At 35.4% G+C, this 22,536-nt stretch carries 19 protein-coding genes; 14 read left to right on the top strand and 5 right to left on the bottom strand.

Translation table 11 applies throughout. The features are described 5' to 3' along the window. Positions 1 to 24 precede the first annotated feature (24 nt). The 3 genes from tilS to PLR68_02150 all read right to left on the bottom strand — a co-directional run bounded on the left by tilS (position 25) and on the right by PLR68_02150 (position 2,889). Entirely contained in the window at positions 25 to 987 is a 963-nt protein-coding gene (tilS, locus tag PLR68_02160) for a tRNA lysidine(34) synthetase TilS (protein HOW60534.1), read from the bottom strand. Further along, entirely contained in the window at positions 980 to 1,555 is a 576-nt protein-coding gene (locus PLR68_02155) for a guanylate kinase (GenBank protein ID HOW60533.1), read from the bottom strand. The genes tilS and PLR68_02155 overlap by 8 nt, the downstream gene beginning before the upstream one ends. A 110-nt stretch (positions 1,556 to 1,665) precedes the next feature. Next, complete coding sequence (locus PLR68_02150; protein HOW60532.1) at positions 1,666 to 2,889, bottom strand: S1 RNA-binding domain-containing protein; 1,224 nt, start codon at positions 2,887 to 2,889, stop codon at positions 1,666 to 1,668. Between the two features lie 355 nt (positions 2,890 to 3,244). Between PLR68_02150 and PLR68_02145 the strand changes: the two genes are divergently transcribed. The 14 genes from PLR68_02145 (at position 3,245) to PLR68_02080 (ending at position 20,036) form a co-directional block, all read left to right on the top strand. After that, positions 3,245 to 3,907, top strand: coding sequence for an MBL fold metallo-hydrolase (locus PLR68_02145; protein HOW60531.1), 663 nt, complete (start codon positions 3,245 to 3,247; stop codon positions 3,905 to 3,907). A 107-nt stretch (positions 3,908 to 4,014) separates the two neighbouring features. Beyond that, a complete protein-coding gene (locus tag PLR68_02140) occupies positions 4,015 to 4,338 on the top strand; it encodes a hypothetical protein (GenBank protein ID HOW60530.1) in 324 nt (107 codons plus the stop codon). 56 nt (positions 4,339 to 4,394) lie between these two features. After that, complete coding sequence (gyrA, locus tag PLR68_02135) at positions 4,395 to 6,860, top strand: DNA gyrase subunit A (protein HOW60529.1); 2,466 nt, start codon at positions 4,395 to 4,397, stop codon at positions 6,858 to 6,860. 143 nt (positions 6,861 to 7,003) lie between these two features. Next, complete coding sequence (rpsO, locus tag PLR68_02130) at positions 7,004 to 7,273, top strand: 30S ribosomal protein S15 (protein HOW60528.1); 270 nt, start codon at positions 7,004 to 7,006, stop codon at positions 7,271 to 7,273. 83 nt (positions 7,274 to 7,356) lie between these two features. Beyond that, the gene (locus tag PLR68_02125; GenBank protein HOW60527.1) at positions 7,357 to 7,854 is read left to right on the top strand and encodes an NYN domain-containing protein; all 498 of its coding nucleotides are present in this window, start codon (positions 7,357 to 7,359) and stop codon (positions 7,852 to 7,854) included. Positions 7,855 to 8,057: 203 nt separating this feature from the next. Then, positions 8,058 to 10,166: a polyribonucleotide nucleotidyltransferase gene (pnp, locus tag PLR68_02120; GenBank protein HOW60526.1), complete on the top strand. Its 2,109-nt coding sequence runs from the start codon at positions 8,058 to 8,060 to the stop codon at positions 10,164 to 10,166. Positions 10,167 to 10,257: 91 nt separating this feature from the next. After that, positions 10,258 to 11,367 carry a hypothetical protein gene (locus tag PLR68_02115; GenBank protein ID HOW60525.1) on the top strand — a complete coding sequence of 370 codons (1,110 nt, stop codon included), beginning with the start codon at positions 10,258 to 10,260 and terminating at the stop codon, positions 11,365 to 11,367. A gap of 758 nt (positions 11,368 to 12,125) precedes the next feature. Next, entirely contained in the window at positions 12,126 to 12,521 is a 396-nt protein-coding gene (locus tag PLR68_02110) for a YraN family protein (GenBank protein HOW60524.1), read from the top strand. A gap of 61 nt (positions 12,522 to 12,582) precedes the next feature. Continuing rightward, positions 12,583 to 12,936, top strand: a complete 354-nt coding sequence (locus PLR68_02105) for a TraR/DksA C4-type zinc finger protein (protein HOW60523.1) — start codon at positions 12,583 to 12,585, stop codon at positions 12,934 to 12,936. A gap of 1 nt (position 12,937) precedes the next feature. After that, positions 12,938 to 13,393, top strand: coding sequence for a signal peptidase II (locus PLR68_02100; protein ID HOW60522.1), 456 nt, complete (start codon positions 12,938 to 12,940; stop codon positions 13,391 to 13,393). 986 nt (positions 13,394 to 14,379) lie between these two features. After that, on the top strand, positions 14,380 to 17,466 hold the full coding sequence (locus PLR68_02095; protein HOW60521.1) for a hypothetical protein: 3,087 nt from the start codon (positions 14,380 to 14,382) through the stop codon (positions 17,464 to 17,466). A 72-nt stretch (positions 17,467 to 17,538) separates the two neighbouring features. Next, positions 17,539 to 17,946, top strand: coding sequence for a hypothetical protein (locus PLR68_02090; GenBank protein HOW60520.1), 408 nt, complete (start codon positions 17,539 to 17,541; stop codon positions 17,944 to 17,946). Positions 17,947 to 17,993: 47 nt separating this feature from the next. Next, positions 17,994 to 18,896 (top strand): hypothetical protein, encoded by a 903-nt coding sequence (locus PLR68_02085; GenBank protein HOW60519.1) that lies wholly within the window; start codon positions 17,994 to 17,996, stop codon positions 18,894 to 18,896. Positions 18,897 to 18,914: 18 nt separating this feature from the next. Then, complete coding sequence (locus tag PLR68_02080; GenBank protein HOW60518.1) at positions 18,915 to 20,036, top strand: hypothetical protein; 1,122 nt, start codon at positions 18,915 to 18,917, stop codon at positions 20,034 to 20,036. A 40-nt stretch (positions 20,037 to 20,076) separates the two neighbouring features. Here PLR68_02080 and PLR68_02075 read toward each other — a convergent pair whose 3' ends face one another. Beyond that, positions 20,077 to 21,285, bottom strand: coding sequence for an O-antigen ligase family protein (locus tag PLR68_02075; GenBank protein ID HOW60517.1), 1,209 nt, complete (start codon positions 21,283 to 21,285; stop codon positions 20,077 to 20,079). Next, complete coding sequence (locus tag PLR68_02070; GenBank protein ID HOW60516.1) at positions 21,278 to 22,531, bottom strand: O-antigen ligase family protein; 1,254 nt, start codon at positions 22,529 to 22,531, stop codon at positions 21,278 to 21,280. The genes PLR68_02075 and PLR68_02070 overlap by 8 nt, the downstream gene beginning before the upstream one ends. Positions 22,532 to 22,536 lie beyond the last annotated feature (5 nt).

The following is a 22,536-nucleotide window of genomic DNA, read 5'->3' as shown; positions in this document are numbered from 1 at the left end:
TTACGAGTTATTTTCTTTATTTTGTTATTTCAAAAACATAATAACCTTATCACCTTTTTTTAATATACTCAAGCCTCCTATTAAGCTTTTCTGACTCTTGTTTTTGGTGCTCCTGATTATTTTAGAAATTTCTTCAATTTGCTGATTATCAACGTCTGCTATTATTTTCAGTTCTTGAAAAATATTTCTTAGTGTTTGCCGCTGAATAGCACTGTGTAATTTAAGAAAATTTTTAGCGCTAAATTTAACGTAATTGCTTTTATGGATATTATTCATAAAGTCTTCTGTGTTTTTATTTATAAACTCATAGTCGTCTGCTACTGAAAATGACCAATGACTAAGAGTTTTTTTAATCGAGGAATTGAATTTTTTTTCTAAAAATGGGATAAGTTTATGTCTTACAGCGTTTCGGGTAAATTTTGTATCACTATTAGATTTATCAATTCTGTATTTAAGTTTATTTTTTTTCAGATAACCAAGTATTTCTTTGCGGCTAATACCTAGAAGCGGTCGGATAATTTTTCCATTTTTAGCTTTCATGGCCGAAAGGCCATTGAGACCTGTGCCTCTTATAATACGCATTAAAACAGTCTCAGCCTGATCATCCTGATTGTGTGCAACTGCGATAATATCGAATTTTAATTTTTTGCGGATTTGTTCAAGGTAATCATAACGGATTTTGCGCAGATTATTTTCCAAATTGCCTTTATTTTTTTTCTTTGAAGAAAGAGCATCGATGGCAATCTTATATTTTTTTGCCAAATCTTTCACGAATAATTCGTCTTTTTTTGAGTCTTTCCCGCGAAGATTATAATTTACATGAACAATGTGCAATTCAAAATCATATTTTTTAGATAGTTTATTGAAAATATCTAAAAGACAAACACTGTCTGGCCCGCCAGACACACCCAAAACAATCTTTGCTCCTTTTTCCCAAAGATTGTTTTGAAAAGCAAAATTCTGGATGTTTTTGATGAGGTTAGACATTATTTTTTTTAATTATTTTTATTACTTCTTTGACTGCTTGATTTAATTTTCCATATTTATTTATAATCGTATAGTCGTAAAATCTCTCTTCATTTTTAATTTCTTTTTTTGCGTTTTCAAGCCGTTTTTTTAGCTCAGTTTGAGAAATATTCGGGTCACGATCCATTAGGCGCTTTTTGAGACTTTCTATGGATTCTGGTTTTACAAAAATAGTCACTGCTCTATAATTCTCTTTAAAAAATTTTGCACCTATAACGTCTGGATTAATTATCAAACTAAAGCCACTATTTAATTTTTTTTCTAAGTCTTTTTTGTATGTGCCATAATAAGTGTCTCTGTTTTTAATATACGTATATTCTAAAATGTTTCCTTTTTCAATTTCATTTTTAAATCTTTTTTTTGAAAAAAAATAATAATCAATTTTATTTTTTTCATTAAGTCTTGGCATTCGAGTCGTTGCAGTTACTAAGCGTTTAAACTTCGGGAATTTTTTTATAATTTCTTTAGTTACAGTGCTTTCACCGCAACCAGTAGGTCCCGCTATTATAATAATTTTTGATTTTTTCATGTTTTTATTGGTTATATAAGTATATATATATATTTTAACATAATGCAATGTCTGAAAACAAAAAACCCCGATAAAAATCGGGGTTTTCATATTTATCAAAAATACTTCTATTATTTAACAATTATTAATCCCATCCTATGGTCTTTCGGCTCAATGGAAAGAATTTTCCAAGAATATGTTTCTCCAGCTTTTAGAATTTCATCCATTTTTTTGCCCGGATAAACTTCCTGGAATTCGCTAACATGAGCTAGACCATGAATGTCCTTGTCTAAATATACAAAAGCTCCAAACGGGTTAATTTTGTCTATTTTTCCTTGAACCGTATCTCCAACTTTATACTTCTCTGCAATTTCACTCCACGGATCTTTAGCTAAGGCCTTCATAGAAAGGGAGATTCTGGTATCATCAATTCCAATTATTTTAGCTTTAACTTTATCATTTGTTTTGATGATCGTTCTTGGATCATCAATTAGTTGCCAAGCTAATTCAGAAATATGTACCAACCCTTCTATTTTATCACTTTCGTTAGTCGAATCTGCTTTTGATGGTGGCAGAAATTTTACAAATGCTCCAAAATCAACAACTCCACTGATTTCGCCTTCTATAATATCTCCCACCTGTAACTGAGAAATCACCTCTTTTTCTTTTTCGCTTGATGCAGCTCTTTCGCTTATAATCAGTTTTTCCGCTTCCCTATCTACATCCAATATTCTTACTAGAATTTCCTTGCCTACCATTTTTTTAAGAAGCTCAAGTATTTTGTTTTTATCACCATCTTCAACTCTTGGATAATGTTCGCTTGAAAGCTGTGAAACAGGAATAAAACCGGTTATTCCATTTATTTCAACCATAAGACCCCCTTTATTCGCATCGAGAACTTTAGTTGTAACCGCTGACATAGAATCTCTTTTTGATTCAAGGTCGTCCCATGCTCGTTCATAAGAAGCCTCGCGAATTGAGAGTTCTATATAGCCATCTTCATTTTCAAAATCAACAAGCGTTGCTCCGACTTTGTCTCCTTTTTTTACTTTATTTAGAGCTAGGCCATCCTTTATTTCTTTTCCCAAAACAACGCCAGTTCCTAGAGCTCCTAAGTCAAGCAGTAATGAGTTTGAGGTAATATCCATGACAGTTCCCTCTAAAACATCCCCTATTTGAGGTATTTTTACCGGATTTTTCTCCAGCAAACTTTCCATTAAAGAAACATTTCCTTCTTTTGTTGTTTTTGCTATTTTAGAAATGGTTTTCTTGCTTTTTTTTGGCTCTGTAGAAGCAATGTTGCTTTTTATTTTATCAACTTCCTCGGCCAACTTATCTAGTATATTTTTTGCCATATTTTTAGTATTATCAGGTGTGCCCAACCTGCCTTAATAATTAAAAGGCACAAAAAAATTTCCCTTCAGGAAATTAAAAAGAAATCTTTATTGCGAAATTGAAGCATTTCGCTATTTAATTTTCTTAATAATTAACTGCAGGATAAGTATATAGTATATTTATTAATTTGACAAGCCCAGCACTGTTTTTGTATTGCCGGGTCAATTGTTGTTTTATGCTTTTATAAATCAATTATAGCTCAGAAATTATTTTATAGTTATTTTTTTTGCTTTTAAATGAGTGTTTTTTTGCCTAAAAACTCTCGACAAAAAGTCTCCAGCGTGATATACTAATTTTGTATAAATAAGATATTATATGCAAATTCAATATTACGGACACTCTTGTTTCAAAATATCAACAAAACCAGCAGGTAGAGCAACTGAAGATATTGTTGTTTTTTTTGATCCCTTTAATAAGGGAATTGGACTCAGGCCACCACAGGGTCAGGCAGATGTTGTTTTTGTTTCTCATGATCATAATGACCACAACAATACAACAGCTATAAAGGGCAACCCTGTTATTATAGATACACCCGGAGAATATGCAGTTAAAGGCATAAACGTTTTAGGAATAGATTCTTTTCATGATAATCAAAATGGAACACTGAGAGGACATTCTACTATTTTTATTATTGAGGCAGAAGGTCTAAAAATTTGTCATCTGGGAGATTTGGGTTGCGATTTGACAGCTAAACAACTTGAAGAAATTGACGGCGTAGACATTCTTTTAATTCCAATTGGTGGAACCTACACGTTGGATGGAAAAAAAGCTGCCGAATTGGTTCACAAAATAGAACCAACTCTGGTTATTCCAATGCATTACAAAGTACCCGGATTAAACTTAAAAATAGAAGATGAAAAAAAGTTTTGCACCGAGATAGGAAATTGTCCCAAGGAAAAAATATCCAGATTAAATGTAAAGAAAAAAGACCTTGAAAATAAGGGCATGGAAATAATTCTAATGAAACATGAGGCTTAGTGATTGTGCTTATAAAAAACTTTTTAATATAAATAAAGCAAGAACCTGTGTCAATAAATATTTCTAAAAAAATTGAGCTTATTCGTAATCAGCCGGAACATATACGTATGTTATATGTGTGGGGATGTGTTGCCTTTTTCATGATTGTTTTCTTTTTAGTGTGGATTTTTTCAATAAATTCAATGATTGCTGAGCATCGTAATTTAAATAATGAAATTATTCCAAGCATTAATGAACAAATGCGGGCATTATCAGAGCAAAATCTCTCTATAGAAAAACTCAGTCCGGAATCTTCTGTTAATAGCAACACTAGTAACGAAAAAACTCTTCCTGATACTAACACTTCTGATAATAATTCTATTGACTCGCTTGATATTACTAGTGGGGTAGAGTCAAACAGGTATATTGATTTGCCAGCTAACAATCAATGAAAATAATGTTAATTAAAATTTTAGGTAAACATTCCATATTTAAATTTATAAAATAAATGATGAAAACAGAGTCTTCCAAAAAAACAGGTCTTGAAAAGGAAACTATTACATCACAAGAGATTGTGTCTGAAGTGCAACAGTCTTATCTTGATTATGCTATGAGTGTAATCGTGGCTCGCGCTTTGCCTGATGTCCGCGATGGACTAAAACCTGTTCACCGTCGGATTTTATATTCCATGTGGGAAAGCGGACTGAGACCTTCTGCCAAATTCAGAAAATCAGCTACCGTTGTCGGAGAAGTTTTAGGAAAATATCATCCGCATGGCGACAGTGCTGTTTATGAATCCATGGTGCGTTTAGCTCAGGATTTTTCCTTGCGCTATCCATTAATTTGGGGACAGGGAAACTTTGGCTCTATGGATGGGGATGGCGCAGCTGCATATCGTTATACAGAAGCAAAGCTTAGACCTATTGCAGAAGAGATGCTTTTTGATATCGAAAAAAACACCGTCGATTTCGTGCCTAATTTTGATGGAGTACATAAAGAGCCAGTTGTATTGCCAGCCAAATTGCCCCAGCTTCTACTTAACGGAACAATGGGTATTGCTGTTGGTATGGCTACAAACATTCCTCCACACAATTTAAGCGAATTAGCTGATGCCATAAATCACTTAATTGATAACCCAGAAGCTACTGTTAACGATTTGATGCATTTTATAAAAGGGCCTGATTTCCCAACTGGAGGAATCATGTATAATACACCAGGAATTCGAGAAGCTTATTCTACCGGACGCGGCAAAATCGTAACCAGAGCCAAGGCAGAAATAGTGGAAACAAAAGCAGGAAACTTCCAGGTCATCGTTTCTGAGATAACCTATGCCACTAATAAATCAGCCTTGATAGCTAAAATTGCTGAATTAGTAAGAGACGGAAAAATATTAGGTATCAAGGATTTGCGCGATGAGTCAGACAAAGAGGGTGTGCGTATAGTTATTGACCTTAAAAAGGATGCTTATCCGCAAAAGGTTTTAAATAAGCTTTACGATACGACTGATTTGCAGAAGAATTTCAATGTAAACATGCTGGCCTTAGTTGATGGTATTGATCCACAGATTTTAAACTTGAAATCAATTTTGGAACACTATATCCAGCACCGAAACATAGTAGTCAAAAGGCGCACGCAGTTTGAGTTGGATAAAGCTAGGGATCGCGCTCATATTCTGGAAGGATTAAAGAAAGCATTGGATCATATTGATGCAGTCATTGAAACTATCAAAAAATCTCCAACTAAAGAAGAGGCTCATGCTAATTTGATGAAAAAATTTAAATTATCCGAGAAACAGGCTAGTGCTATTCTGGAAATGAAACTTCAGACTTTAGCGGGACTGGAAAGAAAGAAAATTGAAGATGAGTTAAAAGAAAAATTAAATCTTATTGCCGAGCTGGAAAGTTTATTAGCCAGCCCTAAGAAAATTTTGGCTGTTGTTAAAAATGAACTCATTGAGCTCAAAGAAAAATACGGTGACGAACGCAAAACTAAAGTACTAAAAACTGGCATTGAAGAATTCAAGCAGGAAGATTTGATTCCAAACGAGGAAGCCATTATCACTATTTCACAAGATGGCTATATCAAGCGTATGAATCCTGGGGTTTATAAAGTTCAGAAACGTGGCGGCAAGGGAGTTATTGGCGCCACTACGCGCGAAGGAGATTCAATTGAAAAAGTTACCAGTGTTATGGCCCATGACAATCTAATGTTCTTCACAAATTCAGGAAAAGTTTTTCAAACCAAGGCCTATGAAATCCCAGAATCATCTAGGACTGCTAAAGGTCAGGCGATTGTAAATTTCTTACAACTTGGACAAGAAGAAAAAATCACTGCTATGATTCCATTTAACAAATCTGATGGATATAAATTCTTTTTCTTTACCACAACAGCTGGAGTGGTCAAGAAAACTAAAGTGGAAGACTTTGATAATGTCAGGAGAAGTGGACTCATTGCCATAACATTAGACAAAGGCGACACTTTAAATTGGGTTTTACCAACAACTGGAACAGATGAGATTATTATTAGCACTTCCGGGGGACAGGCTATTAGATTTAGGGAGTCAGATGTAAGAGCTATGGGGAGAAATGCAGCCGGCGTGCGTGGCATCAAACTCAAAGGAAGCGACAGGGTTGTTGGAATGGATGTTGTCATTAAAGGACAAAAAGGAAATCAGTTGCTGATAATTTCTGAAAATGGTTTCGGAAAACGCACCGATCTTTCAGCTTACAAAATTCAGCATCGCGGAGGATCAGGAATTAAGACTGCTAACGTTACCGCCAAGATTGGCAAGCTTGTCGGGGCACACATTGTTAATGTTGATGACATTGAAGGTGATTTAATTGTAACTTCCGCTCAGGGACAAATTATCCGCATCCCGCTCTCTAGCATTTCGACTCTCGGCCGCGCTACGCAAGGTGTCAGAATTATGAAACCAAGCACGGGAGATAAAGTTTCTGCCGCAGCAATAATATAAATATATTGCCATAATAGATTATTTATGATATCGTTTTTTAGTAATAATTTAATGAGCATGGATTGGTTTTCGGCACAGCTCTCCACAACCAACAGTGTTGGCGTGAGGGTAAACCAAAACTCATTCATCGCCTACAAAATGCTATGGCTTTAACGCACAAGCAAAAGGAAAAAGTGACAAAAGAAGTGAAGCGTCACGAAAAAGATACCGGTTCGCCGGAATATCAGATCGCGATGTTCACAGAGAGAATCAAAAAACTGACTTCTCACCTTAAGAAAAACAAGAAAGATTTCCATTCACGCCGAGGACTTCTTAAGATGGTTGCCAAAAGACGCAAGCTAATGGCTTATCTCGAAAAGACCAATGAAAAATCCTATAAGAAAATAACAAAGGATCTAAACCTTAAAGGTTAATATATTATAAAAGCAGGGTAACCTGCTTTTATTTTTCCGTCTTTATTCAAAATTATAAATTCATAATTCAAAATTCTAAGCTTATGGCTCAATTTAAAGAACAGCGCGTCGGAGTTTTGGTTGACATCCAAAATCTCTACTACAGCGCTCGGGTTTTATATAAAAAGAAGGTTAACTTTGGACAGCTTCTAAAATTAGGCGTGGGTGAAAGAAAAATTATTCGCGCCATTGCTTATGGCATTAAAACACTAGAAGGACAAGAAGAAAAGTTTTTTGAAGCTCTGGAAAAACAAGGGTTTGAAGTTAAAACTAAGGATCTGCAAATTTTTCCCGGAGGAGCTAAAAAGGGAGATTGGGATGTCGGCATTGCTGTTGACGCTATTAAATTATCTAAAAGCCTGGATTCTATCATTTTAGTTTCTGGCGATGGAGACTACATCCCCGTAGTTGAATATATACAAAATACCACCGGCTGCCGCGTGGAGGTTATGGCTTTCAGAGAATCTGCCAGCACCAAACTGCTAGAAAAGGCTGATGGATTCATAGATATCAGCGAAAATAAGAAAAAGTTTTTGATATAACTCTTTGTTTTTTATTTAAAAACAGGAATAATACTTAATCCTGTTTTTAAATTTACGTTGACAAAAATAAAAAAAGAGGCTATTATTCGAACAATTAACAATTTCAAAGCCTTGGCCTGTGCGTAGGAGACACAATAATAAACTTAATTTTTGAGTTTAATATCGTGTTTATAACGTCATTAGCTATAGGCTGATACGTTCTTATGGAACAAAAAAAATGGTCTCTCCAGATCGGAGGTCGGGTTCTTGAAATAGAAACTGGTCTTTTGGCTAAGCAGGCTGGCGGAGCTGTAACTGCTCGTTATGGTGATACAGTTGTTTTAGCAACTGCTGTTATGAGCAAAGAGGCTGCCAGGGTCAGCGGTTATTTTCCTCTTTCAGTTGAATTTGAGGAAAGATATTATGCTGCCGGAAAAATAAAAGGTTCAAAATTTATTAAAAGAGATGGCCGTCCTTCAGAAGAAGCCGTTTTAACTGGACGAGTTGTTGACCGAACCATCAGGCCTCTTTTTAATGGCCGCATGAGAAATGAGGTGCAGGTTGTAGTGACAGTACTTTCAATTGATGGCGAAAACGATCCAGATATCGTCTCGATTATTGCCGCTTCAACAGCTTTGTCTATTTCAAATATTCCATGGAACGGTCCGGTAGCTGCAGTCAGGGTTGGTCAAGTTAATGGAGAATTTGTTTTAAATCCGGTAAATGGAGAATTAGCTGAAAGCAATCTTGATTTGGTAATTTCTGGAACAAAAAGCAAAATAAACATGCTAGAAGCTGGTGCCAAAGAGGTTCCGGAAGAAGAAATTGTTAAAGCTTTTGCTTTTGGACAGGAGGCCATTACAAAAATTGCTACTTTCATTGAAGAAATAGCCAAGGAAGTTGGCAAAGAAAAAATTGAGCCAGTTTTAATTCAGGGCACCCAAGAGTTTGAAGCTAAAGTTAAAGAAATTTTGCTCGCAGAGGGCCTGGCTGAAGCTTTATATGATCCAAAGAAGAAAATAGTAGAAGAAAAAACCGCGAAAATAAAGGAAAAGGTAAATGAATACATAAAAGAAACCTTCACAGAAGATATAGAAAAGCTAAAAGAAATTGCCGAGCAAGTTTTTGAAGAAGCTTCTGATGAGATCGTACACGCGAATATTTTAGAAAAGGAAAAAAGACCTGATGGTAGAAAATTAGATGAAATTCGCCACATTGATTGTAAGGTTGGAATTCTTCCAAGGACTCATGGTACAGGACTTTTCACTCGCGGAGAAACTCAGGCTCTGACCGTAACGACCCTAGGGTCTCCAGGTGATGAACAGGTTATAGACACAATGGAAATTGACACTAAGAAAAGGTATATACATCATTATAATTTTCCTCCTTATTCCGTAGGAGAAATAAAAGCCATGCGTGGACCAGGAAGAAGAGAAATTGGTCACGGGGCCTTGGCTGAACGAGCTCTTTTGCCTGTAATCCCACCAAAAGAAGAATTTCCTTATACTGTCTTAGTTGTAAGTGAGATTCTTGAATCAAATGGTTCTTCATCAATGGCTTCAACCTGTGGTTCGACTCTTTCCCTTATGGATGCCGGGGTACCTATAAAACGGCCAGTTAGCGGAATTGCTATGGGAATTATTGTTGGAAAAAACAATAAATTCAAGATTTTAACTGATATTCAGGGCCTTGAAGATCATTATGGCGACATGGATTTTAAGGCGGCCGGAACCAGCGAAGGAATTACTGCCCTGCAAATGGACGTTAAAGTTGATGGTATAACTGTTGATATGTTAAAGGCAGTTTTGATGCAATCTAAAAATAATCGCATGGAAATATTAGACAAAATACTGGCTACTATACCGGAATCAAAAAAAAATATGTCTCAATATGCTCCTAGAATAATAACTCTTCACATAAACCCTGACAAAATCAGAAATGTTATCGGAACTGGTGGTAAAATTATCAATGAAATTATCGATGAAACCGGGGTACAGATCGACATTGAAGACGATGGTTCTATTTTCATTACCTCAACCGATGAAACTTCAGCTCTCCGAGCTCAAAAATGGATTGATAACCTTACCCATGAAGTAAAGGTTGGAGAAATTTTCAATGCTAAGGTTACCCGTCTTATGACTTTTGGCGCTTTTGCAGAAATTTTACCGGGACAGGAAGGCCTTATCCACATTTCGGAGTTTTCCGACCAGCGTATAGCCAGGGTTGAGGATGTCGTAAAAATTGGAGACATTGTTCCAGTAAGAGTAAAACTTATTGATGATCAAGGTCGCATTAACTTGACTGCAAAAAACGTAAGGCCAATAACGAATTAATTTTTCTTGGCAAAAAAAGGTGTTTATTGTAAAATGTAAGTGCAATCAATGTGCTTACATTTTTTGTAAATTTATTTTATAAAATAAAAAAATGACAACACCAACCAATCTAGGGTCTCCTTTTATTAATAATACCGTTACCAACAAAACTAACGATGAGAAAATTGAGGGAGTGGGAGAGTTTTCAATCCATACAATGAAAGATGATCTTCTTTATTTGCAAAAAAATAAAGGTGATATAAAAAACATAAATCAGGCCGAGGTTTCTAAAATATTTATACCTAAGCCGACCCCAATGGAAGCTCCGCAAAAAAAGACTTTCGTTCCGGGTGAAGTTTCTTCTAAACTTGTTCATCCTTTTGTGAAACAGGATGGGAAGCTAGATACAAAAGATCTTGATATGGCCTTTTCTAATAACAAAAAAAGTGCTTCCAATAGGCGTAAAATTGCCATAATTATGTCTGGAGTAGTCGCTACTATTGTTATTATGTTGGGAGGATATTATGCAGGAAAATCCTATTTCTTAAACAAAAAAAGTGAAAATGCCTATGTCCCAATTGAGATTGCGGAGGAAGAAACATCTCAAAAACCAACAGGGGTTACGCCCGCGACTGAGCCCACCGTGTCTATGGAAAAATATTCTTCTACAAAACCGAATTATTTGTCTCTTGACTTTACAACCATTTCTTCTGAAGACATTAAAAAAACACTTACTAGTTTGGCCGAAGAATTAAAAACAATATCTCAAGAAAGAGCTTCCTATGAGTTTGTTGTTGTTGACGCCAACAATAAGCCGGTGGCGTTCCCAATTTTTGCAACTGCAGCAAAGCTTAATTTGTCGCCCTTGATTTTGAGCAGCTTGGGAGAAAATTTTTCTCTATTTCTTTACAACGATTCCGGAAACTCACGCCTTTCCTTTGCAGCAAATGTAGTCAAAAAAGAAATTTTGATAGCCGAACTCTTGAAACAGGAAAAAAGTTTTATTACCGATGCTTCTTTTCTCTTTCTAAATGAAAAACCCGAGATAGCCAAGGGGCTTTTTAAAGACAGCATTTACAGAGACATTCCCATAAGGTTTTTTAACGTAAATGACCGCATAACAATGTCGATAGATTATTCTATAATTTCGGATAAATTGATTGTTTCCACAAGTAAAAACACCATGCGCGCAATAGTTGATCGATTAATAGACAAAAAGTGACCAGCTTTTTTGTTTAATTGTGGATAACTTGGGGATAATTGTGGATTTTGCTAATTAAAAAACAAAAATAAATTACTTTTTAATTTTTACTATCTTTTCTTTTTATTGAGTTATTTTTGTTAAAAAAGTTATTTTCATCATTTTTCCCCATAAAAAGCCTTTTATTATAAAATATTATTGACCGATTGTCTTTTTTTTGCTATAATTAGGTTATAAAATGTTCTTTACTAAATTAAATCTTCTTTTTGGAACAGTGGAAGCGTTCCAATCACAATTTCCCCCTATTTGTGATTGGAACGCTTCCACTGTTCAAGTGTTTCTTGATCAATGAATCAAGAAGCCGCCCTGATTCTAACCAGGGACCCTAAAACAAAAACAAAAAACTTTTTTAAATATAAAAATAAACAATAAAAAAGTAGTACCTTAAACAACCAATCAAAGGCTATCATGCCAGAGAACGGTAGAAGCATAAACATTAGTAAAGTTAGAAACTAATGAATTTCCGTATGTATACAAAATACACTTACGCTATAATGACGAACAAGCCTTCACCCGGGCTATATCATTTCCACGTTGAGTGTTGATACATACAAACACTCGGCGCTGTTCGCCATTTATTATATAATTGGGCGCTTTACAGCGCCGGGTTTCCATACCTTATTTTAGGGATAATGCGAGCATAAAAATCCGGTTTTATCCTCACATTAACCTTAAAGACGCTTCCCTCAACAGAGGGTTTTTGTTTTTATGCACATTATATGTCTTTTTCATTTAAATTTAAAAGCCTTTTAATAGGTAAGCACGGAGAAAAAATAGCCACTGAGTACCTTAAAGGCCATGGATACAAGATATTGGAAACAAACTTTTCTAATCCGGATGGTCGCCGTTTAGGCGAAATTGACATAATCGCCAAAGACAGGGAAGAAATGGTTTTTATTGAAGTAAAAACTCGCTCAGATTTCAATAAAAATTCTCCTCTACCTGAAGAAAGCATAAATGCAAAAAAACTGCATAAAATAAATAAAATAGCTAATTTTTATATTAATAAACATAGTTTATTTGATGTTTCTTGCCGATTTGATGCTATTTCCATATTGTTGGATAACAACAAAAATTGTTCCGAATTAAGACATTTAAAAAACATTTTTTTATAGTAGACATCGGACTTTTTTTTTGCTATAATTTCAGATATAAACCATTAATTGTCATAATTATATGTCTATTGAGCAACAAAATTTAGCAGAATTAAAAGAAAGTCTTATTAAAGAAAAAAAGAGGATACGGGAAGAGCTTGCGAGAATAGCTAAGCCGACAAAAAATCCTGATGATTACAACACTACTTTTGATAATATAGGGGACGATGAGGATGAAAATGCAACTGAGGTTGAGGAATATGCAGACAACCTTGCGTTGGAGGCTGTTTTTGAAAAACAGCTAAAAGAAATTTCTGACGCCCTTGATAAAATGGCTACTGATAATTATGGTAAATGTGAAAATTGTAAGGCTGATATACCATTAGAACGTTTAAGGGCCTATCCAGCAGCTAAAAAATGCTTTAATTGCCAGTAAAATGCAAAGAAAAATTTTAATAAACTATTTTTTTAGATTTTTGTGTTTTTTCACTGCTTTTTCTCTTATTTTTTTTATAGATCAGTTTTTTAAATATAAAATCCGTCATGAAGACGGATTTTATATATGCAATGAAGGCATATCTTTTAGCATAAGCATGCCAAATGCTTTTTTTTGGCTTTTTTTAGGCCTTTTTTGCTTGATCTTTATTATCTTCCTGATTAAAATAAAAACTGATTTATGTGTCTTTTTTTTAAGCACAGGAGTTTTTATTGGTGGAGCACTTTCAAATGCCTTTGATAGGGCTTTTTTTGGGTGTGTTTTTGATTATATTGTATTTTTTAGAGAATTATTGCCCGTCTTTAATATTGCCGATATAGGAATTTTTATTGGAAGTTTTATTATGTTTCTTACATTATTAAATAAAAACTTTAATAAAAAGTGGATAATTTGTTAATAATAGTTTTTTAAGGCGTTTTCTTTTGTTAATATAACCTTATTTAATTGTGTATAAAAAATAAAAACATAATTTATTTCTTTTTGTTTATTTTTGTCAACATATACATATAATTTTTAGTTATGCTTTATACACAACACGGAAAACAAAAAGTTACCTAATTTTCTAATTGATTTTTATCTTATCCACAAAAACATCTATCTTAATAATAATTAGGTTTATTATAATTAAATAAATTAAAATTAATTTATTAGTATTTTTCTAAAAAATATGCTAATATAATTTCAATAGGAGTTTTTAATATATTTAAATTTCCATGAAAACAAAAGAATTTATAATGAGCTTATTTTTTATTATTTGCTTATTAATTACCTATGGTCTTTTTCCTTCAAGAAATAATTTTCAGCTACTTATTATAATGGTTACTTTTTTTATTTTAATCCCTATAATATTTAATAAATTTATATTAAAAAAAAAGTTAAGTGATATTGGGATTAAGATTGGCAATTGGAAACAAGGATTAATTTGGAGTGGCATAAGTTTAATTATAACTGGTTTTGCTTTTTTTATAGCTATTTATTTTTTTGATTTTTTAACAAAATATCCCATAACTTCTTCTATTATAAATAATTATAAGGAGTTTATTTTTTATGAATTTTCAAGAGTTTTGCCTGTTATTTTTATATATGATTTTTTCTTCCGGGGATTTGTGCTTCTGATACTAGAAAAAAGAATATCCCAGTGGGGGATATTGGTCCAATTTTTACTTTTTTTTGCCTTAGTTATTGGGACAAAATCTTTAACTTGGTCTCTTTTTCCCTATTTAATAAGCGCTCCTTTAGCTGGTTGGATTGTATATAAGAGTAGATCTATTTTTTATGCAACAGCCTGTCAATTTCTTGTAATAATTGTTTTACATGCAAATATGGTGCGTTTAATAAATATGCAAATATAATGTTTTTAATAAAATAATCCCCTTTTTATTTATGCGTAAAAAAAATAAAAAATTAGTTTATCTGGCAACTATTTTATGTATGCTTTTTTTACAAACATTTCCTGCTCCAGTATATTTGCAAGCAGCTTCTGTCTCTTCCGACTTAAGTCAGGAAGATGAAGATGAGATTACCATAGCGCAACAAACCGCTGAAGGCAAAAAAGAGGGTCCCAAGGTAGAAATAAGAGTCATGTTCCCAGGAGGTGTTCCTCAAACTGGAGCTTCCGCAACTGCCGAAGCAGTGGTGGCAGGATTTAGTGGTGATAATCTTTATTATACATGGTATTTAAAGAATAAAGACTGTGATTTAACAGACGAGTGGTGGGATAAGGACGGAGGAGCCGATGGAGACTCGTGTGATTTGGATAACGATAATGTCATAACGCCTAACGATTGGAAGTTAGCCGCCCTAAGATATGCCGGCCAAAATAGTGCCGAGGGAGACACCTCCGCGGAAGCTGGAATAGAGGCGGTGCCCTCAGTCGAAGATGATGATGGATGGATTAAAACCTGGAAAAGAGAAAGCGGCAATAAGTATGAAGCAGAAAATTGCTATGTACAGGAACCAGTAAGCGGACTTATTTATGAATTAAGAAAAACGGAACCAATTTTCAAGACCCCATGCCCAGATGACTATCCGGTGCCAGCTTGCGTAGAAGACCGAACAATGAACTGCGAGGTGCTGGACCCAGCATTTACAGGAACAGAGCCGGTCTGTGACCCAACAAACACAAGTCCGCCCAACACTATACCGCCTTTTTATGATGCAAATGCATGCTGGGAACTGAAACATAATGACATGAATTTTAGTGGCTGCATGGTTAAAAGTATTGCAAGCTCAACTGGAGAAGCCGGAATGAAACAGGTATTTAATTGCACAACTAAAAGTGAGGACTATAAACTGTTTCATGCATATTTGTCGTGTAAAAATGGAGGAACACCGATATGCATGCCGGCAAGCGGGAATTTTAATATGATAGATAACAATAAAACTGCGCCTGATAATATTAGAGCGACTATAGTTAGAAGTGAAGGCGCGTTTTGTTCTTCATTGGGAAAGCCCAACACTAACATTGGTCTACTTGCACCTCCACCAGGAATTTTAGATGAAGTGCTCTATAGTTCAGAACATGAAAATTGTTCTTATCTGACGCAGGGCCTGATAAATGGAGTAAAGTCAGACGGAACCATTAGCGGGGTGTTTGTAGAAGATTCTAATTCTGAGGTAACAGGAAATCCAGATCTTGAACCAAGTTGTTCCTTTGGACCGGCGTTGGGGGAGGAAGATAATTTATGCAAACACCTATTTCCTTATGATCCGGACGAAAATTTTAAGCCCGGGGATGGCCAATTTAAAACTAATGAAAAAAATTTTTATTTTGGAGAAAATTTTAAAGGAAAAGCAGATGAAGCTACTGTAATTGGATTGGGAGCTAAAAAATTTAATTGGACATATACTGATGGCGATGAAATCGGGGTGGTTGTTGAGGGCGAAAGCCAACTAGCGGGACCACACAATGATTCAAAGAATATGATTATGTGGGCATTTTCAAAAGGCAAGTGTGATGAATTAAAGGACATAGTGGGGAAAGAAATGACAGACGGAGGAACTAATGGAACAGCAACGACAGCTTTTTATAAAGACCCTGAAAACAATAAAGGAATATTGACTACAGATTTTGATTTAGATAGATGCCTAGAAGAAAACTTAGTGGATCCGCTTAGCAGTGATGCAACCGGCGGAGTCTCATATGCTTTTGAAACAAAACTTTCTGCCACGCCTACAAATCCCCTGAATGACCCAGAGGGTTTAAACAGCGACACCCTGACGGTTCAGGCTATGTCAAAAAACTCGGGTGATTTGAAAGACATTTATTATGAGTGGAAAGTGGAGGCATTTACTTCTCCGCCAACTGAATCAAGCACGGGCGGACAGGACGTGAAAATAGGATCTTTAAGCGGTTTAGGTAAAAGCAAAATAAGCTTCCCGCTCACATTAGATATAGAGGGCGACATATTTTATCTAAGGATTACAGTAAAAACCACGGACAATAACTCTGGCCAATCAAGCCAAGGGCAGGTTATCGTTAAGGTTAGAAATCAAACGGAAACAATAAAAGTAAGAGAGATAAGCTATTCCGCATCAGGGATTAGTATAGGAAGTCAAATATGTAATGGACAAGGAGAAGCAATTTGTCCCGTGACACAAAACAAATTAGTGGCGGTCGAGGTAGATGGAGGAAGCGGCTATTCCTGGAAAGTTAACGGCCAATCAATGGAATGTCTTTCAACTCTCTGCCAGGGTTTTAATGGTCTAATCTTTCCTATTATAGGTAATCCGGGAGAATCCGTGAATGTTGTTGCTAGGGGAACAAACCAAAATGGCGTCAGGCAAGAAATTACCCAAAGATTTGTTATTGTCGGATCCTATGCTCAGATATCCAGTGCCTCAGGAGCTATGAGAAAATTTATGGGCACATACTACACCGTAGACAACAATGAAGTTGACTCTTTTAGTAATACAGTTATGGAAGCTAAAGAAGACACGAGGGTTTCTTTAACAGCTACTGCAGGAAACAGTTTTGGGCAAAAAGCAGTTTTTGAATGGTATCTTGATGGAGTCCAGGTATTAGATGGAGATGCTTCATATGGAAATGATGATGGTGATATTACAATTTCCTCTACAGGAGATTCTTCCACATTCGAATTTACAGTTAAAAAAGAAGCTAAGGACAGCTATTTGGTGGGATATAAAGTCAGAACAGCAAAACTAGAAAGAGCGGAGAGGGAGGGTCTCAATGCTTTGCGCAAAGAGCTTAAAGATAAGTGGGGCATCTCTCCTCTAAGTTCAAATAAAGACATCTATGTTAATCAGGAGTTTGTTATAGAAGTGACAAAAGACCCTATAACGTTTATGAAAAGTCCCCAAAAAGCAGGTATTTTTGCGAGCCTCATAACAAACCTGCCAGAGCAGATGTTGTTTTTGCTAAGAATAACAGTAACTTCAATCGTTCTGGTGTTCTCGATGGGGATAATATTTTCTTTAATGCCAGAATCAATTTTTGAAAAAAAAGAATAAAAACAAAATGGATAGCTTGTTTAAAAATGTTTTAAAAAATTTCAATAAGAATAATTATGAGATAAAACAAAAATGAAAAGAAAAAAAATAATTATAGCAATAAGTTTTCTATCCTCTTTATTTTTAGGCAGAGCAGTTCATGGTGTAGAAATGAAGTACAATCTACTGCAAGGGATTCCTGGCTTTTACGCTGCAGGCGAAACTGTGGATAATTTTCCGGATCTGATCCTAGCCATCTATAAATTCGGCATCTGGACAGTTGGCATCGCCGGACTTTTTATGATAACCATAGGCGGATTTTGGTATATGACCAGCGCAGGCAACACTGCCAGAGCTGAAACCGCCAAGCAATTGATTGCTGATTCTCTGCTGGGCATTGTGGCGGCCATGTCAGCTTATCTGATTTTATATATCATCAATCCCGATCTTACAAAAGTTGATCTAAGTATTATCCAGAGAACCTTTCAGTCCGGAGAGTAATAATAATCAATAAAAAACAGAATTGCATTATACCCAAAAGAATTAAAATGAAAAAATTTTTTTTAATTATCCCCATAGCCCTTTTTCTTTTTTGGGGACTAAGCAACACAACTCAGGCTGCGATAATGGAATACAAACTGCTACAAGGTATTCCTGGTTTTTATGATGCAGGCGCAAAGGTTGAGAGTTTTCCGGATCTGATCCTAGCCATCTATAAATTCGGCATCTGGACAGTTGGCATCGCCGGACTTTTTATGATAACCATAGGCGGATTTTGGTATATGACCAGCGCAGGCAACACTGCCAGAGCTGAAACCGCCAAGCAATTGATTGCTGATTCTCTGCTGGGCATTGTGGCGGCCATGTCAGCTTATCTGATTGTATATGTCATCAACCCCGATCTTACTAATATAAATATAGCTTTTGTGCCGGTAATTATTGAAGAAGGAGCAGAAGATGAAGACGCAATATCTCCTGGACCAACACCAGCGCCGACACCAAGAGATATAGCCCAAAGCAAATCACGCAACACCAAGCCACTTAGCCAGCCGTTTATCGAGGCGCTAGATTATGCTAATAGCAAAGGCGTGAAAACGATAGTAACTTCTGGCATCAGGACTTTCGAGGAACAGAAGGCGCTAGTGATACAAAACTGTGGAAGTTATCCTACTACAAAAAGATCAAGTCAATGCAGGATACCAACCAACACACTAAAAAACGGAAGAGATTCTCTCAAGAGATGTCCACATTGCGTGGGCGCAGCGGCAGACATATGGGTTGCCAAAGGCGGAGCTCAAGTTATTTATCAAAAACAATGTTTAAAAGATATTGGCAATTGCAAACGAATACAAAAACCCCTTATCGATGCAATGAAAGAAAAAGGTTTTTGCGTTCTTGCTTCTGAGCCCTGGCACTTCGAAAAGCCCAAAATGTCTTCAGCTTGCAATTAATAACAATACAAAATATTTATGAAAAAAATTTTTATATTTTCCTCAGCCTTGCTCGTATTCATTCTCTTTTTTTTAGGCATATATAACTTTGCTTTTAAACAAGATGTTCCGGAAAAAATTGTCCAGCCAGAGGAAAACAAAGAAATGGTTCCGCAAAAAATACCTGAAAAAATAAAATCAGTTTCTGATCAGGAAGTAATGAGCCCATTTTTTGACGAAAAAAACGGAACAATAGTTTTTTATTCGGCAGAAGACGGAACTGTTTGGCAAGCGATTGAGAACGGCAGTGGAGAAAAACAAATAGACCCGACCAAGCTCGATGGTCTGGCTGGCGCGTTGTGGTCTCTTGACCACAAAAAGGTTCTGACAACTTTCAAAAAAGATGGGCAGACTTATTTTTATGCCTATGATCACCAAAACAAAAAGGGTACCAGATTAAAAGATGGCACCGACCTAGTTGTTTGGGACAATGCAGGTGCAAAAATTTTCTATAAATATTATGACTCGATAAAAAAGGAAAGATCTTTAAACATAGCTGATCCGGACGGAGGAAACTGGCAGAAGCTTGCCAATATAGATTTCAGAAAAATATCCATGTCCGCTGTTCCATCAACTCCCAATGTTTCCTACTGGAATTATCCTGACGCAGGGCAAGAATCACAATTAATAATAGTAAACGCAATCAGTGGTCAGCCCCAAACTATTTTTAGGGGGAAACATGGAGCGGATTACTTATGGTCTCCGGATGGAACACAGGCGCTTGTAAGTTCCTTGGCTAGTGAAAACAGCAAGATAACCACGCTTGGGCTGGTAACAAGCAGTGGCGAGTATCATGATTTAAACATACCCACCATGGTTTCAAAGTGTGTGTGGTCATCTGACGGAAAGACCATTTATTATGCTCTTCCCGGAGGGATACCCGATAAGGCTGTTATGCCAAACGATTACCAAGAAAACAAATTTACAACCGAAGATACTTTTTGGAAAATGGATGTTGCTACAGCCAAGAAAGAGCGTGTGGTAAGTTCAGCAAACATTCCCAAAAAATACGATTCAAGCAATTTATTTCTTTCCAAAACTGAAGACTTTCTTTATTTTGTAAATAAAATTGACGGCAAATTGTACAGAATTGAAATGTAAACAAAATAGAAAAATGAAAAACGAAAGTGGAAGAAAGTTATTAATGTTTATATTTTTTATAAACAACAAGAGTTAAAAAAACACAAACCCAAAACAGAAAAGAGAGATCATTTTTCCAGTAAGGAGTATCTATCAATCCGTGTAAAACAGTGTAAAGAAAAAAACCAAAAATAGGTGCAGCAAAAGCTGCATTTTTTTTGTTATCTCTTAAAATATCCAAGAGAATTCGGAAAACATAGAATAATAAAAATAAAAAACCAGCTAAACCAAGCAGGCCAGTCTGTATCCAAAAAGCCAAGAAAATATTATGAGGTTCTGGAACTGCCCATTGTAAATAAGGAGGAAAATATTTCTGAAGAGAAAGATAATTTGTCTGAAAATTTCCTGGTCCAACCCCCCAAACTGGATTTTGTTTAATCATAAGCACAGAAGCTTTCCAAACCATAGTCCGAGATGCCCAGGATGATCTTTCAGAAAACAAATCTAAAAACTTGGGAGAATTTATCTGAAGTACAAATGCAGCTGCAATAGTTAAAAGAAAGATCGCTATAAACAGAAACTTCCTTTTTTTTGCAGCAAGTACTATTAAAACCAAAAAAGAAGTGCAAGCGGCCATCCATGCCCCATAGGAATAGGTATAATATAAAGGCGATAAAACAAGCAACAGCAAAAAAACATTTGTAAAAAAACCGTATCCATACGCATTTTTTCTGAAAGACTTGGCTAAAAAATAAAAACCGAAAAATATTCCTGGAGCAATATACATAGCCAGATAGTTAGGAGACAAATAAAAAGATTGCAAGCGATTGTCATAAGTTACAATTCCCAATATTTTATAGACAATGCTTATGGCGCCAACGAGTGCGGTAGAAAGAAAAATTGTCATGAATATTTTTTCAAGAAAAATTTCCGAGTCCAAAAAAACATAGAGCATAAAAGAAAAAATAATCGGCAAAATAAACCAGCTCTTGAAAATGGAAAAGCCCGAAGCATAAGAATTATTCAGAAGTATTGAAAATAAAACTCCCGTTACAACAAGAACAACAGAAGCAATAAAATATTTTGGCAGGCCGTAAAAATCATTTATAAATAATTTTTTTCTCTTAAAGAATGAAAAAAACATAACTGAAACCGCTAATATCTCGAAAAGATTGGTTGATATTCCTCCAAGGCTTAAGCGGTACAAATATAAGGGCAGGCTGAAAATAACCAAGCAGAAAAAATTTTCAATAGAAAGTATTTTATTCATATTTTTCAACAGCAGAACTTAAAGCGATAATAATAAAGAAAAGAATTAAGACATGAACAGAGAACAATGGATTTTCAAATAATGAATGAATGGAAAAAATAGTTATGCTGGCAACTCCAGCTATAAAAAAAGGATTTTTTTTGGCATTTTTCCAAAAAACAATAAAAACATAAAGCAAAAGAAAAAGAAAAACACCTGTCGCCAAAACACCAAGTTCGCTGGCTATATCCAGGTATAAATTGTGGGCATAAATAGGCTCGCGATAATCAGCATCTGGCTTGATTTCAAGCGAATAGGCTCCTATACCTACTCCCAAGGGTTTTTCTGTTATAATTTCCAATGCTTGTTGCCAGTTGGAAATTCTTGCTTTATTGGAACCTTCTTGCACGTCAAAAGTTGATATGAGTCTGCCAGCAACTGGGTTATGCGGAACAAGCATGATTAATAAGACAAAAAACAAAACTCCAGCCAATAATTTTTTAACCACACGCCTGGAGACTAAAGGCAAAGTCGTCAATGTGCCAGCAATGATGGCGACATAACTTCCGCGCGTAAAAGTAAAAATATCAGCCAGTAATATCGAAACAAAAATAAGAAGAAAAGCTTTTTTATATTTAGTTGCTGTCGCCCAAAGAACCAGGGACCAAGGCATAAGCATTTCAAGATAATAGGAAAACATATGTGGATCGGGAAAGTTTGCAATTGTACGCATATAGGTAGATCCGTCACTGTTGACTAGCCAGCTGGGATAAGAAAGAACTTCTTTCGAGAACGAATTTCCGAGAAAAAATGGAGCAATCTTTTCTGCTAAAAACGAATAAACAAAATCTATTCCAAAAATAAATTGAGAAGCAAACTGGAAGAGTCCAAAAAGGGAAATAATACCTGCACCAGCAACAAGAGCAATGATTATTTTACGTTGTCGGTATTTTTCATAAAATAGGTGGGCAGCAATAAAATAAACAGGCATCAAAGAAAAAAGAAACATTAATTTTTTCAATGACCAGCTTATTTTTTGAGAAAAACAAAGAGAAATGACAGCAAGTAAAGCAAAAAGAACAAGAGAGTAAGTTATTTTATTTTTTATAATCAGTGGATATTTGTTCTTTATTGAAATGATTATCCAAAAAATAAACAGCAAAGGTATGATTATTCTGGACACGGCTAAATCGACTCCTTCCAGCGGGTTTAGAGCAAATTGAAACGGCAAAAATGCGCAAAAAATCAGAAAAATTTTATAAAACATGAGAC

The organism is Candidatus Moraniibacteriota bacterium, assembly GCA_035390125.1.
Lineage (GTDB): Bacteria > Patescibacteriota > Minisyncoccia > Moranbacterales > GWC2-37-73 > DAOOTD01.
The sequence above is the reverse complement of the archived record's forward strand: the minus strand, read 5'-3'. Positions and strand labels throughout refer to the sequence as shown.

What these genes read in the sequence shown, in the direction of transcription:
- tilS (HOW60534.1), bottom strand. Translation starts at nt 987, where the DNA reads ATGTCTAACCTCATCAAAAACATCCAGAATTTTGCTTTTCAAAACAAT.
- PLR68_02155 (HOW60533.1), bottom strand. Translation starts at nt 1,555, where the DNA reads ATGAAAAAATCAAAAATTATTATAATAGCGGGACCTACTGGTTGCGGT.
- PLR68_02150 (HOW60532.1), bottom strand. Translation starts at nt 2,889, where the DNA reads ATGGCAAAAAATATACTAGATAAGTTGGCCGAGGAAGTTGATAAAATA.
- PLR68_02145 (HOW60531.1), top strand. Translation starts at nt 3,245, where the DNA reads ATGCAAATTCAATATTACGGACACTCTTGTTTCAAAATATCAACAAAA.
- PLR68_02140 (HOW60530.1), top strand. Translation starts at nt 4,015, where the DNA reads ATGTTATATGTGTGGGGATGTGTTGCCTTTTTCATGATTGTTTTCTTT.
- gyrA (HOW60529.1), top strand. Translation starts at nt 4,395, where the DNA reads ATGATGAAAACAGAGTCTTCCAAAAAAACAGGTCTTGAAAAGGAAACT.
- rpsO (HOW60528.1), top strand. Translation starts at nt 7,004, where the DNA reads ATGGCTTTAACGCACAAGCAAAAGGAAAAAGTGACAAAAGAAGTGAAG.
- PLR68_02125 (HOW60527.1), top strand. Translation starts at nt 7,357, where the DNA reads ATGGCTCAATTTAAAGAACAGCGCGTCGGAGTTTTGGTTGACATCCAA.
- pnp (HOW60526.1), top strand. Translation starts at nt 8,058, where the DNA reads ATGGAACAAAAAAAATGGTCTCTCCAGATCGGAGGTCGGGTTCTTGAA.
- PLR68_02115 (HOW60525.1), top strand. Translation starts at nt 10,258, where the DNA reads ATGACAACACCAACCAATCTAGGGTCTCCTTTTATTAATAATACCGTT.
- PLR68_02110 (HOW60524.1), top strand. Translation starts at nt 12,126, where the DNA reads ATGTCTTTTTCATTTAAATTTAAAAGCCTTTTAATAGGTAAGCACGGA.
- PLR68_02105 (HOW60523.1), top strand. Translation starts at nt 12,583, where the DNA reads ATGTCTATTGAGCAACAAAATTTAGCAGAATTAAAAGAAAGTCTTATT.
- PLR68_02100 (HOW60522.1), top strand. Translation starts at nt 12,938, where the DNA reads ATGCAAAGAAAAATTTTAATAAACTATTTTTTTAGATTTTTGTGTTTT.
- PLR68_02095 (HOW60521.1), top strand. Translation starts at nt 14,380, where the DNA reads ATGCGTAAAAAAAATAAAAAATTAGTTTATCTGGCAACTATTTTATGT.
- PLR68_02090 (HOW60520.1), top strand. Translation starts at nt 17,539, where the DNA reads ATGAAAAGAAAAAAAATAATTATAGCAATAAGTTTTCTATCCTCTTTA.
- PLR68_02085 (HOW60519.1), top strand. Translation starts at nt 17,994, where the DNA reads ATGAAAAAATTTTTTTTAATTATCCCCATAGCCCTTTTTCTTTTTTGG.
- PLR68_02080 (HOW60518.1), top strand. Translation starts at nt 18,915, where the DNA reads ATGAAAAAAATTTTTATATTTTCCTCAGCCTTGCTCGTATTCATTCTC.
- PLR68_02075 (HOW60517.1), bottom strand. Translation starts at nt 21,285, where the DNA reads ATGAATAAAATACTTTCTATTGAAAATTTTTTCTGCTTGGTTATTTTC.
- PLR68_02070 (HOW60516.1), bottom strand. Translation starts at nt 22,531, where the DNA reads ATGTTTTATAAAATTTTTCTGATTTTTTGCGCATTTTTGCCGTTTCAA.